We start from the raw sequence: 13565 nt of genomic DNA on the forward strand, positions 1-13565 counted from the left end.
AGAATTTTCTTCCGGTCATTTTTTTTATATATCCGTGATTTGAATGATGGAGCCTTTGTAAAATTTGGTAGCGTCATACAATTCAGAGAAATTATCAAATAATATGGTTCCTGTAGAATGTAAGTCTTCTATAAGACCTGCTGCGTTTATTTTTTCGTTAAACTCAGATTGTGCAGCCTCGTAGATAGAAGAATGTTGAGATTTTAAATAATCAATTAAAATACGTTTTTCAATATCCTGTTCCTGTGCAAGACTGGTATAAAAAAGACCGTACAGGAGAAATTTGTTAAACTTTTCTGCATTCGAAATGTATTGGAGATTACATTGATTGCTCTTTTCATATTCATTAAGAATACCATCAAATGTTTTGGTAAGAACCGGCGGGATTTCATGAAACAAATCAAGTCCATGGACGTAAAGTTGGTTTTTTACTTCTTCATTATTTTCACTTTCATTGGAAGAGCTTGAGGTATATTGAAATTTAAACCAGTCAAAAAGTTGACGAAGCTCATTCGGATTAAGGGTTTCTATTGAATCCTGAAGCTTATTTTTAATGATCTCAAGGCTTGTTTTTTTATCAGTATTTAGGAAACGCAGAAAATCGCCCTCTTCATTGCAGAGCTTGTTGTACAAATTGATTTTTGCAACAACGGGATTGGGTTTTATAAAATAAAGTTCTTCTGCCATAATCTTATGCAACGCCTAGTTTTTCAACATTTTCTACTCTAAGGTAAAGAAAAAAATGACATCAAATGAAGATATGGGATTATTTCATAAATATTTTATCAATTATTTGCAAAAGATAAATTAGGTATGTTTTTAAATAGAGAATTATTTTTTATTTTCCTTCATCGCACGAATTAGCCTGGCGGTTCGTTTGTTTGCTCTTTCATTGTGTAAAGATAAAACTGCCCAAATTGCAGCAGGAAGCCAACCGATTAATGTGATTTGTAATATCAAACAGATGATTCCTGTGAAAATTTTACCACGAACGATGAAAGATAAAAAGGGAAGTAGTATAGCCAGTAACATAATTGTTTGGATTATTATTAAGTATTTAATAAGATTGAGGATCAAAATAGGCTTTAAAAGTCAGTGGATCTTCTTCTTTATCCTCTGCAATTTCAAGATATTCGTGAAATTCTTCTGCATGCATTCCCATATCAACCATTACAATGGCAATATTGATGTAAAGATTTTTGTCCTCCGAGCCTAGTTTTAACGCCTGTTTCAAATAGTAAATTGCTTGTTCATTTTCTCCCAGATCAGAATAAATAGTTCCCAGATCGACTAAAGCCACTGTATTTTCAGGTTCAATCAGTAAAATTTCATCCAACTCTTTAATTAAAAGCTCATTGATCTCATCCCAGTGCTCTTCTTCATTGTCCCATCTTTTGGCTTGGAGCTTTTTTATGTTTTCTAATCTTTGGGTTGTATTATTCATGCTGTAAAATTACCAATATTTATTTTTATCTATGTTTTTCAAATAACCATTTGGGGATTTCATCTGTGATCAAAAATGGAATCACAATATTATTATGATTAAGATTTGTGAAAGTTGTGAAAATCAAATTTTTGTTGGAAGAAAGTTTATTGTACAATTCAACACTGCCGATATATGGGTTTTCATCATCATTTTTGCCGTGAATCAACCATATGTTTTTTTCTTTAATTTTATTAAGATTTGACAAATCAGGAACGGCAGCAACAGAAACAATTGCTGCAAATAGATTGGGTTGTAAATTCATGAGATTTTGAGATGTTGAGCCTCCCATTGAATAACCAATCAGGTAGATCCTATCTTTATCAATATTAGGATATTCTTTTTCAAGATCTTTAATTAGTTTCAATAAAGCAGAAACTTCATTTGAGGGTTTTGAAATTTGAACACCTTCTTCATTGGTTTCATAATTTGTGGAGCGCTTATTAAATTGTGGCGCTACAACATAACATTGGTATTTTTCATAAATTTCATCTCGTAGCCATATTTTTGCGAATGGTTCAAGTTGATTTTCATTGTCGTTTCCGATCCTTGTAGAATTATGAAATGTAATAACTAAAGGAGATTTTTCGCCTTTTCGGTTGTTTTTAGGAGTTAGAAATCTGTAAGGAATTTTAATGTCATTTTCTACAAAAATTTTCTTTTGAAAATGATCTGTATTTAAACTGTTTAATAATTTTCTATTATTTAAAAATGTAAGGCTGTCAACTTCTGTGTCACTAAATTCTTTCTTTTGTCCAAAAGTTTGATTGATTGTGATGATCAATAATAGGAGGATTAGATTCTGTTCAATTTTTCTTTTATGCATAGTGTTTTTAGGATTTTAGCTAACTTAAATTATCAAGAAATATAAAAATACAAAAAAGAGCTCTTGAAATATCAAAAGCTCTTTTAATAATTTTATCCAAACGCTCGTTTCAGTAAACTCTCCACTTTCGGTTCACTTCCTCTGAAATTCTTGTACAATTCCATTGGATCTTTTGTACCGCCGGAAGAAAGAAGGATTTTATATTTTGCTGCAATTTCAGGATTGAAAATTCCGTTTTCTTTAAAATACTGAAAAGCATCGGCGTCCAAAACTTCTGCCCATTTGTAAGAATAATATCCTGCAGAATATCCACCTTGGAAAATATGTGAAAAACTCGGACTCATCGCAGTTTCAGGATTTACAGGATATAATTGTGTCGCTTTCGTATAATCATCTTCAAACTCTTTTACGGTCTTGTTTTCCAATTCTGCAACTTTTGTATGGTAGTTCATATCCAATAATCCAAAACCAATCTGTCTCAAAGTCTGATAACCTTCCATGAAGTTTTTTGAATGCTCTATTTTTTCGATTTTTTCATCTGGAAGAGTTTCTCCTGTTTTATAATGTTTTGCGAAAGTCTTTAAGAATTCCGGCTCATAGCAGAAGTTTTCAAGGAACTGAGAAGGCAATTCCACAAAGTCCCATTTCACGGAAGTTCCGGAAAGAGTAGGGTATTGTGTGTTTGCCAACATTCCGTGAAGTGCATGACCAAATTCATGGAACAAAGTAGTCACTTCCTGAAACGTCAATAAACTTGGTGTATCTTTTGTAGGTTTGCTGAAATTGCAAACGATAGAAATATGTGGGCGTGAATTTTCTCCATCTTTTTTGTACTGATTTTTATAACTTGTCATCCACGCTCCGGCTCTTTTGCCTTTTCTCGGGAAATAATCTACATACAGTAAAGATTTATAATCGCCATTTTCTTTTACTTCATATACTTTTACATCTTCATGGTATTTTGGGATATCATTTCTTTCTTCAAAAGTAACATGAAACAGTTTTTCAGCTAATCCAAAAACAGCTTCTTGTACTTGTTCTAATGGGAAATAAGGTTTTAATTCCTCATCATTAAGATCATATTTTGCTTTACGAAGTTTTTCTGCATAGAAAGCATGGTCATAAGATTGCATCTCATCAATTCCGTCTGCTTTTGCCAAAGATTTTAATTCCTCAATTTCCTTGTCTGCATAAGGTTTTGCTTTTACCAGAAGTTCATCCAGGAAGTCAATCACTTTTGATGGAGATTTTGCCATTCTTTCTTCCAGAACATAGTCTGCATAATTAGAATATCCTAATAATTCAGCTTTTTGTTGTTTTAAAGTAAGAAGTTCTTTGATTAAATTCTGATTGTCAAATTCACCACCGTCAAAAGATTTTTTACCATTTGCCAACGCGATTTCCTTTCTCAGTTCACGGTTTTCAGCATAGGTCATGAAGGGAATATAGCTTGGGTATTGCAATGTTACCACCCAACCTTCAAGATTTCTTTCCTTAGCTTCTTCAGCATATTGCTCCAAAATGGCGTCTGGAATTCCTGCTAAATCTTCTTTGTTCGTAATATGTTTGAAATAATTATTCGTTGAAGCCAATACATTCTGACCAAACTGAAGGGATTTTAAAGATAAATCCATGCTGATTTTCTTTAATTTTTCTTTGTCTTCTTCATTCAATAAAGCCCCACTTCTTACAAAACCTTTATACGTTTCATTTAAAAGCATTTGTTGCTCTTCGTTCAGGTTGTATTTCTCTTTTTCATCATATACTTTTTTAATTTTATGAAATAAAGCTTCGTTTTGAGAAATTTTTGAAGAATACTCCGTTAATATTGGAGAAACTTCCTGAGCGATTTGCTGTAATTCATCACTTGTTTCAGCAGAATTCAGGTTGAAAAATATATTGGAAACTACATCCAGTTGCTCACCGGAATACGCTAATGCTTCAATTACATTGGCAAAAGTCGGCTCTTCAGGATTGTTGATAATCGCATTGATTTCTTCTTCCGATTTTTGAATTAATTCCTTAAAAGCCGGAAGATAATCTTCATTTTTAATAGAATTGAATGGTGCGGAATGATATGGTGTAGTAAAATGTTCTGTTAAAATATTCATTTTTCGATTTTTAATAATTGTAAATGTAAGGAATCACAGTGATTCTTGAGGGGATTGCTCAAAAATGATGCCTGAATAAAAAGATGTGACAAAATTGTTTATCTTTATTAATCTTGTCATAGGCGAAGTTAAAATGAAGGTGGAATGACTACTTTTGGCAACAGCTTAATGTTGGAAATTTTAACTTTAAATACATTAAAACTATGAAAACAATCTTAAAAATTCTGGGAGTAATTATCCTTCTTATTCTTGTGTACGCTGTGATTGCCCTATTGGCTTTCGGTAAAAATTATCATTACGAAAAATCAATCGTCATTAATGCTCCCAAAGAAAAAGTATGGGAACAGGTAAGCTCGATGAAAGCTTTTAACCAATGGAATCCCTGGCTGAAATTAGATAAAAATATAACGCTTAACTATACAGGAAATGCCGGTGAAGTAGGCGATAAGTATTGCTGGGACAGTCAGAATAAAGATGCAGGAGCAGGTTGTCAGGAAATTAAAGAATTGATTCCGTATCAAAAACAGAAAACTGAAATGATTTTTAAAAAGCCTTTTGAAGGACAGGCAACTTCAGATATTATTTTAACACCTGAAGGAAATTCTACAAAAGTAACCTGGAGTATGGACACAGAGCAGGATCCTATGATGAAAATAATGAGACCTATGATGGATTATCAAATGGGTAAATCGTATGGAGAAGGATTGGATAATCTGAAAAAATTGTTAGAAAAATAAAATAAAAAGCCTTGTAGAAAATTTTACAAGGCTTCTTTATTTAAAATTTTTTGCCGATTTCGTTAATAGAGTTGTAATTTCCGATACCTTTTGGGTTTGGACCATATCTATTCTCTCTTGGATCGCCGTCCGCAAAAATCATGATTATAAAATAAAAAGGGATAAACTGAAACCATCCGCTATTTCCTAGATCATGACATCTTTTCGCACCTTGCATTACCCGAAAAATCAACCCTATAAACCATACAAAAACAGTAAGGATATAAAAAAGAGCAAGTTTTGTGATGCCTGCCAAAATGATTGTGAAAAACAATGCACTGCAATAGATTAAATAGGTGAGTGCAAATTCTGTCCTTCTGATTCTTCCTGCACTTGAAAATGGATTCTCAAACATGATTTTAGTTTTTTAGGGGAACAAATGTAAAAATTATTTTAAAAATTCGTATACCCTATTAGAAGCAGGAATTTTATAGTAGGATGAATAAATATTATATAAAAATATTATCTTTATATAAAGATTAGATGTATGGAGAAGATCGTATTTGAGAAAAATGACATAAGGAATTATGTGAAAAACGTGATTGCGGAAAAGATCGAAAAACTTAAAAACTTTATTGAATTTACCCAGGAAGCAAGTCGCGATATCAAAAAAACTCCGAAGTATGACAGTATGAGAGAAGAAATGCAGGAGGAGATTTACCAAATGCAGAAACAGCTTGGAGCTTTGAATGATTTGAAGAGGAATATGGCGAAGGTTTTAACGAATTCTACAGAACGTATACAGTTAGGCTCTTTAGTGATTACCAATAAAGCCCGTTTCTATATTTCGGTTTCATTGGGTGAGTTTTTCTTTGAGGGTGATCGCTTTTATGCGATTTCCCCGGAAAGTCCGATGGCGAAAAAAATGATGGGAATGAAGTCCGGAGATGATTTTACATTAAATAAAATTCATCAGGAGATTGTTGAGGTTTTATAGTAAATATTTTCAACATTGTCATTATGAGCGTAACGAAGAGTCTATTTCTATTATAAAGATTCTTATTTTGTAAGAATGATAAAATACCTTTTTAGACTCAAAATTTAATTTAGAATAAGTAAAAAATATTGAATTCCATGTCGTAATTTTGCTGTATGAATAAAGCAGAAGTTTTAAAAGAAATCATAGAGCAAAGAAGAAGTGTCTTTCCAAAAGATTACAATGAAAATGAAATTTCTCAGGAAATTATTGATGAGATTTTACATTCAGCGACATTGGCTCCCAATCATAAACGTACAAAGCCTTGGCGTTTTAAAATATTCAAAGGAGAAGAAAAAGCCAAACTGGCTTTAGAAATGCAATCTATTTACAAAGCAACCCAACCCGAACATCTTTTTCTTGAAAAAAAATATAACGATATCGGCTTTAAAATCAATAAAGCTGATGTAGTTGTTTCTATCGTTGTTAATTTCAGCGGCATGGTCCCGGAATGGGAAGAGATCGCGGCGGTTTCTATGGCGGTTCAGAATATGTATCTGACTTGTACAGCTAATCAAATCGGTTGCTATTGGAGTTCTCCGAAAATAGTAGAGCAGTTGAAAGAATCTTTAAGGATTGAAGAGAACCAGAAATGTTTAGGACTATTCTATATGGGACAGATCTAAAATGAAAAATATTTACAGAAATTATAACGAAGAAGATTTAATCGTTGCCTATCTTTCGATGGTAGAGCATACAGGAAAGATCAATGATGAAATGCGAGAGGCAATCTGTCAGAAATTCGATTATGATGAATTTGTAAAGAAAGCAAATTTTAGGACAGCTTTAATTAAAGAGAAGGGAAGGATTTCTTTTGAGGTTCATAATATGGTCCAAAAAGGTGAAGATTTCAATTTTATTGAGCATACTATTTCATCAGATATTCTTTCTAAAAGGGAATTAGAGCGTTTAATCATAGAAAAATATTATCAATTTTCATTATATAAAGAAAATAATAGGATAGACAAAAAAACGATTTACAAAAGTCTTTTAGGGATTTTAGTGTCAACAGTTATCGGAATTTTTGTCTTGAGAGATTTTGTTATAATAACCAATGAAGCTTCGTTTCTATTATTGATTCCTCTTTATATTGTTAATTATTTGGTGATTAAAGCTATTACAGGAAAGACAAGAGATAATCTTATCGTATTTTTAGCTGTTTTTATTTCCGTAATCCTCTCAACAATACTACCATTTATATTGTTTTACTAAAAATATTTTGTTTTCAAATCTTTGGAATTGAAAATTTTGTTTATCTTTGCACTCTTAAATATTTAACTGGGACGAGTTCCCGTAAAATTCACAACATTATGTCAGTAAAAATCAGATTACAAAGACACGGATCAAAAGGGAGACCTTTCTTCCACATCGTGGTTGCAGATTCTAGAGCTAGAAGAGATGGTAGATTCATCGAGAAACTAGGAACTTACAACCCAATTACTAACCCTGCAACTATCGATTTGAACGTTGATTCTGCTGTAAAGTGGTTAAACAACGGTGCTCAGCCAACTGATACTGCAAGAGCTATCCTTTCTTACAAAGGTGCACTTTACAAAAAACACTTACAAGGTGGTGTTGCTAAAGGAGCTTTTGATGAGGCTGAAGCTGAAAAAAGATTCAATGCTTGGGTAGAAGCTAAAGATGCGAAAGTACAAGGTAAAGTAGAAGGTTTGGCTCAATCTAAAGTTGATGCTAAGAAAGCTGCTTTAGAAGCTGAAGCTAAAGTAAACGAAGCTAGAATCGCTGCTGCTGCACAAGCTGAAGCTGATGCTAAGGCTGCTGAAGAAGCTGCAAATGCACCTGCTGAAGAAGTTGCTACAGAAGGAGAAGCTGCTGCTGAATCTACAGAAGAAAACACTGAAGCATAAGAAAAGCCTGTATGCGTAAAGAAGATTGCTATCTATTAGGAAAAATCACACGCAGACACGGACTTGCGGGAAATGTAATCCTTAAACTGGATACAGACCAACCCGAGCTTTACAATAAACTGGAATCAATATTCGTTGAAATCAACGGATTATTGGTTCCTTTTTTTATTGCAAAATCATCTTGGAGCAAACTCGATGCTCTGAATATTGCTTTCAAAAATTCTACAGAAATGCTGGTAGATCAGTCTTTGGGTAAAGATGTATATTTACCTTTGGCTTCTTTACCAAAACTTTCAGGAAAGCAATTCTATTACCACGAAATCATAGGCTACGAAATTTTTGATGAAAATGATAACAACTGTGGGGTCATCAGATCGGTGAATGATCAGACAGCGCAGGTATATTTTATCACAAATCTTGACGGAAAAGAAGTGGTAATCCCTATGATCAAAGACTGGATTCTTGAAGTTGACAGGGAAGAAAGAACGATCAAAATGCAACTTCCTGAAGGTCTTATCGATGTCTTTTTAGTTCCTTCTAAGAAAGACGAATAATATTTCTTTTAACAAAGAAGGCAAATTTACCTTCAATCAGTATTTTATTTTCAATATTTTATTGAGCATTTTATTACTCATATACTGCGGGTAATAGATAATCCTGTACAATTTTATCAGCCTGAGAATGCGCATAAGGTTTATTATATGCTGTTGCTGTAATTACTATCACGATTGGTATTTCTGTGAAAATGATGATTTTATTTCCTCCATTTCCGCTGGATTGGTAGCTTTCAAATTCTTTATTCCCGATTTTATACAATTTTCTCCAGAACAGATATCCGTAACCTTCAAAATCTTTACGGTCTGGAAAATAATTGGTGAACGATTTTTTGATCCAGTTTTTATCCAAAATCTGTTTTCCATTCCAGATGCCGTTGTTTTTATAAAGCTGTCCGAATTTAGCAAAATCCAAAGCTTTCATTCTTAATCCTCCCGCTAAAGAAGGTTTATGTTGAGGTGTAAATTGCCATTTATAATCAGTAATTCCAAGAGGTTGAAAAAGTTTTTTGTCAGCATAATATTCCAATCCGCTTGGAATAGATTTATCCAGAATATCTCCTGTTAAAACAACTCCTGCCGTAAAATAACTCCAATTCCTCCCGATTTTATTTTCAGTCATTGGTAAATCGAGAATAAACTTGATCCAATTGTCGGTTGGGTACATGTTCTCTTCATTTCCAGGAGATTCATAATCTTCATCATTTCCGTTAAAAGCGGAACTCATAGTGAGTAAACTTTTAATCGTAATGCTGTCTTTTTTAGAAGAATAATTATTGAATTGTTTTAAATTGTAAAATTCTTTCAGGCTTTGATTTTCATTTTTAATGAAACCATCTTTTATCGCCATTCCCATCAATGCTGAAGAAAAAGATTTTCCAACGGAACGAGTATCATTTAAACTGTCTCTTTTGTACCCATTAAAATATTCTTCTAATAGCAGTTTCTCATTTTTAATCACAACAATTCCTGTAATATCTCGGAATCTTTTTTCAGCTATTTTTTGATTTAAAGCTCTGATTTTTTCTGTATTAAACTTTTTTTTAGAAACTTTCCAGCTACTCGTCTGTTGAATTTTCTGAACAGCGATTTGTTGCTCAGAAACATTTTTTTTAGGGATAACTAATGTAATTTCTCCTTGAGCAATTACATTTCCTACTTGTAAGGTTGATGTTTTTAAATAAGGTTTAATTTCAATTTTTAAAGTGTGATTTCCCGTTTCCAATGCATCAATTCCTCCGTTTGCAAGATAAAACCGCATCCATAAGTATCTTCCCCAAGAATCTTCGTTCGTTGTGCTTAGAAAAGGAATTCTGAAATTTGTTTTGATTTTTTTACTTTCCGGATTTCCCGCTCCTGAATTCAGATTTTCAGTATAAATTAATTTTCCGTCAACGATGAAATTGAACTGATAATTTCCTTTTTTTAAAAGTTCGTCTACAGATAAAGCAGGATCTAGTTGATGTAAATAATTAACCAACGAATTATCCATGAAAACACGGATATCAAAATCTTTATCCTCCTGAAATATCATGGTTTTCAGAAAATCACTCTCTTTTGTATTTTCTAAAGAAATGACTCTATCTAAAAACATAATTTTGTTCAAATGATTTCTCTGAACGGAATTTTCAATTTTATCAGGTTCAGTAATATTTTGAGTCTGGCTTAAAAAAAGACCGGAAATTAAAAGAAAGGTAAATGCTAAAATGGGTTTCATGGAAAATTTTATCTAAGCAAAAATATAAATCGTTTTCTTGAAAAAATAGAATGAAATTAACATTTGGGAGTTTTTAAACTACAAAACATGCAATATTCATATAATTTATCATTCCGTAGGAGTTCTGACAACTAAAATAAACGTTAATAATTCAGCTTAGATTCCTTCGGAATGACAAAAATATTGTGTGATTTTTTTGAAGTGTTTTTGAAAAAGGTTTAAAGTTTATTTTAAAATTTTTCTATATTTCAAAGGTGTAATCCCAATATTTTCTTTAAAACAACGGATAAAATGGCTCTGATCTGAAAATCCGCATTCTAGGGCAACTTCTGATAAAGACTCAAATTTATTCAAAAGTTGTAGGGATTTTTCAACTTTTAATTTTCTTAGGTATTCTCCTAAATTACATTGGAAATACTTCTGAAAATCCCGGCTCAAATGCATTGGATGGATATTCAACGTTTGAGAAAGTTCAGCTAAATTTAGCTTTTCTGTGAAATGTTCATGCAGAATTTCATCAATATGCTTTACCCAAAGAGGTTTCTTATCTGAATTTCCTTTCTGATGAGAAAATTGATTAAATATATTCAATAAAAGCTGATGGATACTTAATTCAAATGAAACGTTATTGAGTTTTGTTTCCTTAAAAATTTGATGAATTAATAATTTTGAAGCAGGATTTTTAATATTGAAGCTTCCTTCAATTAAATCTTTAGAAAGCTGGAATTTTTCAAACCATTCTTTTGTAATTTCGATATGAAATCCACGGGTGAAAATGTCGGGTTTTATATTGTAATGCGCATCTTCCCAATGATGATAGAGTAGTGTTCCCGCTGAACAATCATAGGTTTCTTTTTTGTTACCTTCCGTCATATTTCCCTGTAGCAGAAAAGTGAAATAAGGGTTTTCATGATAATGCCAATCAACAAAAGGATGAGTGTATTCTGTATCCGTAATAGTCAATCCATCGAAACTCATTGTCTCGTTGGTCTGTCCAAAAAATTCACCATTACGAAGGTTCTTCATCTTATAATTTTTCTTTTAAATTTTCAATCTGTCTATACATCTTGTTGAAAAATATTTTCCGGTCTCTATTTCCGGAAGTCCCTAAAGATTTTGAATTTTTGATCTGATGTTCAAAATAATTCTTAGTTTCACTGCAGGTTTTAGCATCATTGATCAAGATATATCCGAACATATTCGCCGGCAAAGCAAAAAGGGATTGTTGTGGATGATGAAAAAAGATGTCATTCGAAAGATGCATCAATTCATTTTCATAAAGATGAAATTTCGGATCATTTTCTGTTTTTTGCTCTATATACTCAATTAATTCCTTTAATTCATCTAGGATAATCTGGGCTTCGTTGATTTTCAGAAGACCGGTTTCATAATAAAATAAGATCTGCTGCAAAATACTGGAAACCGTCATGTCATTCCATAATTCTACGACATTCTGTTCTTCATATTTTTTCTTTAATTCTTTCGTGTTAGGTTCAAAATTTGGTGGAGAAAACTCAAGAAAAGGAATGAAAACCTGTTTTGCATTCAGCAGATTCATCCATACATATATTTTAAAACGGGAAAGCAAAGTATCCGAAAGAGTATAAAAAAACGGAATATCTTTCGCCGAATAATAAATCGTCATTCCATCTGAGAGTGGGAGATTTTCAAAAACGTTAAGGTTGTTTTGAAAGAACGACTGTAAATCGTCGGTTTCAGTTACAGCAGTAGTTTTTTGTGCTAAGATTTGCTGATCCGAAGTAATGAAGTGATTCAGGGAGATCTGATAATGTTTTGCAAGTTCCAAACCTTCCTCAAAACTGAATTTTGCTTTCAGGGAAGTTCTTCTATGAGCTGCATCATAGCTTATGTCAAGGATATTAGCAATTTCATCATTCAGAGATTTGTCACCAATTTTCTTCCGGATTTCCTTAAGCAAACTTTCCTGATGCATGGTTTTGTGATTTTCACAAATGTACTCATTTATTTTAATTTTTTTTCGCATTCGGCTTTAAGCTTTTGGTAGATAATTTTGAAGTATAATTTTAAATAATGAGCCATGAAAAAGTATTATATGCTTCCTGTAGTTGTTCTGATTCTTAATTCCTGTACGACTTTCAATAGAAAAATGATTAAGGATGATTTGTCGGTGATCACCAAAGAAAATATTTCGATGATTGATGGAGAATATGAATTTAAAGGATATGAACATATCAATGCCGGAAATCAAAAATCTGAGGAAATGAGAGACTTCGCAGGAATGATCGATTTGAAAAATTCTAAAATTGCAGATTGTGATAAAGTTCTTATAAGATCAACACCCTTGGACAAACCAAAAACGTACGAAATAGACTTTAAGCTTTTAAAAAATGATTCTCTGAAATATTCTTTTAAATACAATGCCACTCTCAAAAACGGTTTGCTTTCCCTGAGTAATTATACCTCCAAATGTCATGGGATTCCTTTTTTATTTGGTGGATGTCAGAGTTTTCAAAGCAGGATTGGTCTTACTGCGCAAAAGAATTTACTGATTCAGGACTATTATGATAACAGTGGTGCAGCTTTGTTTATCATGTGGGCTGGTTACACTATTAATTATGCTGAAAAATATAAAAGAATCCAATAAAATTTATCATGAAAACTATACCCTATATTTTAATCGCTACAAGATTTATTCTTGCGCCTATCATCTTTTTACTTGCTTATTTTAAAGGAGAAGAATCCGGATTTTTGATTTTAGCTTTAATGTATTTCGGATTGTTGACGGATATTTTTGATGGAATTATTGCCCGGAAAGTTGGTGTTTCTTCTGAGAAATTGAGAAGATTAGACAGCCAGACCGATTTGGTTTTCTGGCTTTCATTAGGATTTGCCGCCTATTTTATAAATCCCGAATTAATAAAGAACGAATGGAAAGGAATTGCTTTAATCTTCTTCATGGAAGCACTTTGCTACATTATCAGCATCTTGAAATTTGGTAAAGAAACCTGTACCCATGCTTTTTTATCAAAAACGTGGGGAATAAGTCTGCTCATTGCTTTTACCTATTTAATAGGCTTTCAACAGGCGGGTTGGGCTTTTTATCTCACAGTAGGATTAGGATTTATTGCTCATATTGATGTTATTCTGATTGTTTTACTCCTTCCGAAATGGCAATATGATGTTCCGAGCTCTTACCATGCGTGGAAAATTCGGAATGGGAAACAGCGTAGAAAAAGTATATTTTTCAACTAGTATTAATCAAATATTTGTGA

General features: G+C 32.5%; 17 protein-coding genes. 8 read left to right on the top strand and 9 right to left on the bottom strand.

Features of this window, described 5'->3' with window-relative positions:
- Positions 1 to 24: 24 nt before the first annotated feature.
- The 5 genes from JI747_RS17870 to JI747_RS17890 all read right to left on the bottom strand — a co-directional run bounded on the left by JI747_RS17870 (position 25) and on the right by JI747_RS17890 (position 4420).
- On the bottom strand, positions 25 to 687 hold the full coding sequence (locus tag JI747_RS17870) for a hypothetical protein (RefSeq protein WP_225690229.1): 663 nt from the start codon (positions 685 to 687) through the stop codon (positions 25 to 27).
- A gap of 144 nt (positions 688 to 831) precedes the next feature.
- On the bottom strand, positions 832 to 1032 hold the full coding sequence (locus JI747_RS17875; RefSeq protein ID WP_225690230.1) for a YqaE/Pmp3 family membrane protein: 201 nt from the start codon (positions 1030 to 1032) through the stop codon (positions 832 to 834).
- Between the two features lie 25 nt (positions 1033 to 1057).
- Positions 1058 to 1444 (bottom strand): tetratricopeptide repeat protein, encoded by a 387-nt coding sequence (locus tag JI747_RS17880; RefSeq protein ID WP_225690231.1) that lies wholly within the window; start codon positions 1442 to 1444, stop codon positions 1058 to 1060.
- 25 nt (positions 1445 to 1469) lie between these two features.
- Positions 1470 to 2309 carry a carboxylesterase family protein gene (locus JI747_RS17885; RefSeq protein ID WP_225690232.1) on the bottom strand — a complete coding sequence of 280 codons (840 nt, stop codon included), beginning with the start codon at positions 2307 to 2309 and terminating at the stop codon, positions 1470 to 1472.
- Positions 2310 to 2401: 92 nt separating this feature from the next.
- Positions 2402 to 4420 carry a M3 family metallopeptidase gene (locus tag JI747_RS17890; RefSeq protein WP_225690233.1) on the bottom strand — a complete coding sequence of 673 codons (2019 nt, stop codon included), beginning with the start codon at positions 4418 to 4420 and terminating at the stop codon, positions 2402 to 2404.
- A gap of 203 nt (positions 4421 to 4623) precedes the next feature.
- Between JI747_RS17890 and JI747_RS17895 the strand changes: the two genes are divergently transcribed.
- Positions 4624 to 5157: an SRPBCC family protein gene (locus JI747_RS17895; RefSeq protein ID WP_225690234.1), complete on the top strand. Its 534-nt coding sequence runs from the start codon at positions 4624 to 4626 to the stop codon at positions 5155 to 5157.
- A 40-nt stretch (positions 5158 to 5197) separates the two neighbouring features.
- Here the strand turns inward: JI747_RS17895 and JI747_RS17900 are convergent, their stop codons facing one another.
- Positions 5198 to 5551, bottom strand: coding sequence for a DUF805 domain-containing protein (locus JI747_RS17900; protein WP_225690235.1), 354 nt, complete (start codon positions 5549 to 5551; stop codon positions 5198 to 5200).
- A 132-nt stretch (positions 5552 to 5683) separates the two neighbouring features.
- On the opposite strand from JI747_RS17900, the gene JI747_RS17905 reads away from it, so the two are divergent.
- From JI747_RS17905 to rimM, 5 genes are all read left to right on the top strand, one after another.
- The gene (locus JI747_RS17905) at positions 5684 to 6133 is read left to right on the top strand and encodes a GreA/GreB family elongation factor (RefSeq protein ID WP_225690236.1); all 450 of its coding nucleotides are present in this window, start codon (positions 5684 to 5686) and stop codon (positions 6131 to 6133) included.
- Between the two features lie 155 nt (positions 6134 to 6288).
- Positions 6289 to 6798 carry a nitroreductase family protein gene (locus tag JI747_RS17910; protein WP_225690237.1) on the top strand — a complete coding sequence of 170 codons (510 nt, stop codon included), beginning with the start codon at positions 6289 to 6291 and terminating at the stop codon, positions 6796 to 6798.
- 1 nt (position 6799) lies between these two features.
- A complete protein-coding gene (locus JI747_RS17915; RefSeq protein ID WP_225690238.1) occupies positions 6800 to 7384 on the top strand; it encodes a hypothetical protein in 585 nt (194 codons plus the stop codon).
- Between the two features lie 98 nt (positions 7385 to 7482).
- Entirely contained in the window at positions 7483 to 8040 is a 558-nt protein-coding gene (locus JI747_RS17920) for a 30S ribosomal protein S16 (protein ID WP_225690239.1), read from the top strand.
- An 11-nt stretch (positions 8041 to 8051) separates the two neighbouring features.
- Positions 8052 to 8594, top strand: coding sequence for a ribosome maturation factor RimM (gene rimM, locus JI747_RS17925; protein ID WP_047436929.1), 543 nt, complete (start codon positions 8052 to 8054; stop codon positions 8592 to 8594).
- 73 nt (positions 8595 to 8667) lie between these two features.
- Here the strand turns inward: rimM and JI747_RS17930 are convergent, their stop codons facing one another.
- The 3 genes from JI747_RS17930 to JI747_RS17940 all read right to left on the bottom strand — a co-directional run bounded on the left by JI747_RS17930 (position 8668) and on the right by JI747_RS17940 (position 12316).
- The gene (locus JI747_RS17930) at positions 8668 to 10311 is read right to left on the bottom strand and encodes a serine hydrolase domain-containing protein (protein ID WP_225690240.1); all 1644 of its coding nucleotides are present in this window, start codon (positions 10309 to 10311) and stop codon (positions 8668 to 8670) included.
- Positions 10312 to 10536: 225 nt separating this feature from the next.
- Positions 10537 to 11337, bottom strand: coding sequence for a helix-turn-helix domain-containing protein (locus JI747_RS17935; protein ID WP_225690241.1), 801 nt, complete (start codon positions 11335 to 11337; stop codon positions 10537 to 10539).
- Position 11338: 1 nt separating this feature from the next.
- Entirely contained in the window at positions 11339 to 12316 is a 978-nt protein-coding gene (locus JI747_RS17940; RefSeq protein ID WP_225690242.1) for an XRE family transcriptional regulator, read from the bottom strand.
- Positions 12317 to 12370: 54 nt separating this feature from the next.
- Between JI747_RS17940 and JI747_RS17945 the strand changes: the two genes are divergently transcribed.
- Positions 12371 to 12937, top strand: a complete 567-nt coding sequence (locus JI747_RS17945) for a hypothetical protein (protein ID WP_225690243.1) — start codon at positions 12371 to 12373, stop codon at positions 12935 to 12937.
- Between the two features lie 8 nt (positions 12938 to 12945).
- Positions 12946 to 13545, top strand: coding sequence for a CDP-alcohol phosphatidyltransferase family protein (locus tag JI747_RS17950; protein WP_225690244.1), 600 nt, complete (start codon positions 12946 to 12948; stop codon positions 13543 to 13545).
- Positions 13546 to 13565: the final 20 nt, after the last annotated feature.

Origin of the sequence: Chryseobacterium tagetis (assembly GCF_016735585.2) — a bacterium.
In the GTDB taxonomy this organism is placed as follows: Bacteria; Bacteroidota; Bacteroidia; order Flavobacteriales; family Weeksellaceae; genus Chryseobacterium; species Chryseobacterium tagetis.

What these genes read in the sequence shown, in the direction of transcription:
- JI747_RS17935 (WP_225690241.1), bottom strand. Translation starts at nt 11,337, where the DNA reads ATGAAGAACCTTCGTAATGGTGAATTTTTTGGACAGACCAACGAGACA.
- rimM (WP_047436929.1), top strand. Translation starts at nt 8,052, where the DNA reads ATGCGTAAAGAAGATTGCTATCTATTAGGAAAAATCACACGCAGACAC.
- JI747_RS17900 (WP_225690235.1), bottom strand. Translation starts at nt 5,551, where the DNA reads ATGTTTGAGAATCCATTTTCAAGTGCAGGAAGAATCAGAAGGACAGAA.
- JI747_RS17895 (WP_225690234.1), top strand. Translation starts at nt 4,624, where the DNA reads ATGAAAACAATCTTAAAAATTCTGGGAGTAATTATCCTTCTTATTCTT.
- JI747_RS17915 (WP_225690238.1), top strand. Translation starts at nt 6,800, where the DNA reads ATGAAAAATATTTACAGAAATTATAACGAAGAAGATTTAATCGTTGCC.
- JI747_RS17870 (WP_225690229.1), bottom strand. Translation starts at nt 687, where the DNA reads ATGGCAGAAGAACTTTATTTTATAAAACCCAATCCCGTTGTTGCAAAA.
- JI747_RS17875 (WP_225690230.1), bottom strand. Translation starts at nt 1,032, where the DNA reads ATGTTACTGGCTATACTACTTCCCTTTTTATCTTTCATCGTTCGTGGT.
- JI747_RS17890 (WP_225690233.1), bottom strand. Translation starts at nt 4,420, where the DNA reads ATGAATATTTTAACAGAACATTTTACTACACCATATCATTCCGCACCA.
- JI747_RS17910 (WP_225690237.1), top strand. Translation starts at nt 6,289, where the DNA reads ATGAATAAAGCAGAAGTTTTAAAAGAAATCATAGAGCAAAGAAGAAGT.
- JI747_RS17880 (WP_225690231.1), bottom strand. Translation starts at nt 1,444, where the DNA reads ATGAATAATACAACCCAAAGATTAGAAAACATAAAAAAGCTCCAAGCC.
- JI747_RS17945 (WP_225690243.1), top strand. Translation starts at nt 12,371, where the DNA reads ATGAAAAAGTATTATATGCTTCCTGTAGTTGTTCTGATTCTTAATTCC.
- JI747_RS17885 (WP_225690232.1), bottom strand. Translation starts at nt 2,309, where the DNA reads ATGCATAAAAGAAAAATTGAACAGAATCTAATCCTCCTATTATTGATC.
- JI747_RS17940 (WP_225690242.1), bottom strand. Translation starts at nt 12,316, where the DNA reads ATGCGAAAAAAAATTAAAATAAATGAGTACATTTGTGAAAATCACAAA.
- JI747_RS17920 (WP_225690239.1), top strand. Translation starts at nt 7,483, where the DNA reads ATGTCAGTAAAAATCAGATTACAAAGACACGGATCAAAAGGGAGACCT.
- JI747_RS17905 (WP_225690236.1), top strand. Translation starts at nt 5,684, where the DNA reads ATGGAGAAGATCGTATTTGAGAAAAATGACATAAGGAATTATGTGAAA.
- JI747_RS17930 (WP_225690240.1), bottom strand. Translation starts at nt 10,311, where the DNA reads ATGAAACCCATTTTAGCATTTACCTTTCTTTTAATTTCCGGTCTTTTT.
- JI747_RS17950 (WP_225690244.1), top strand. Translation starts at nt 12,946, where the DNA reads ATGAAAACTATACCCTATATTTTAATCGCTACAAGATTTATTCTTGCG.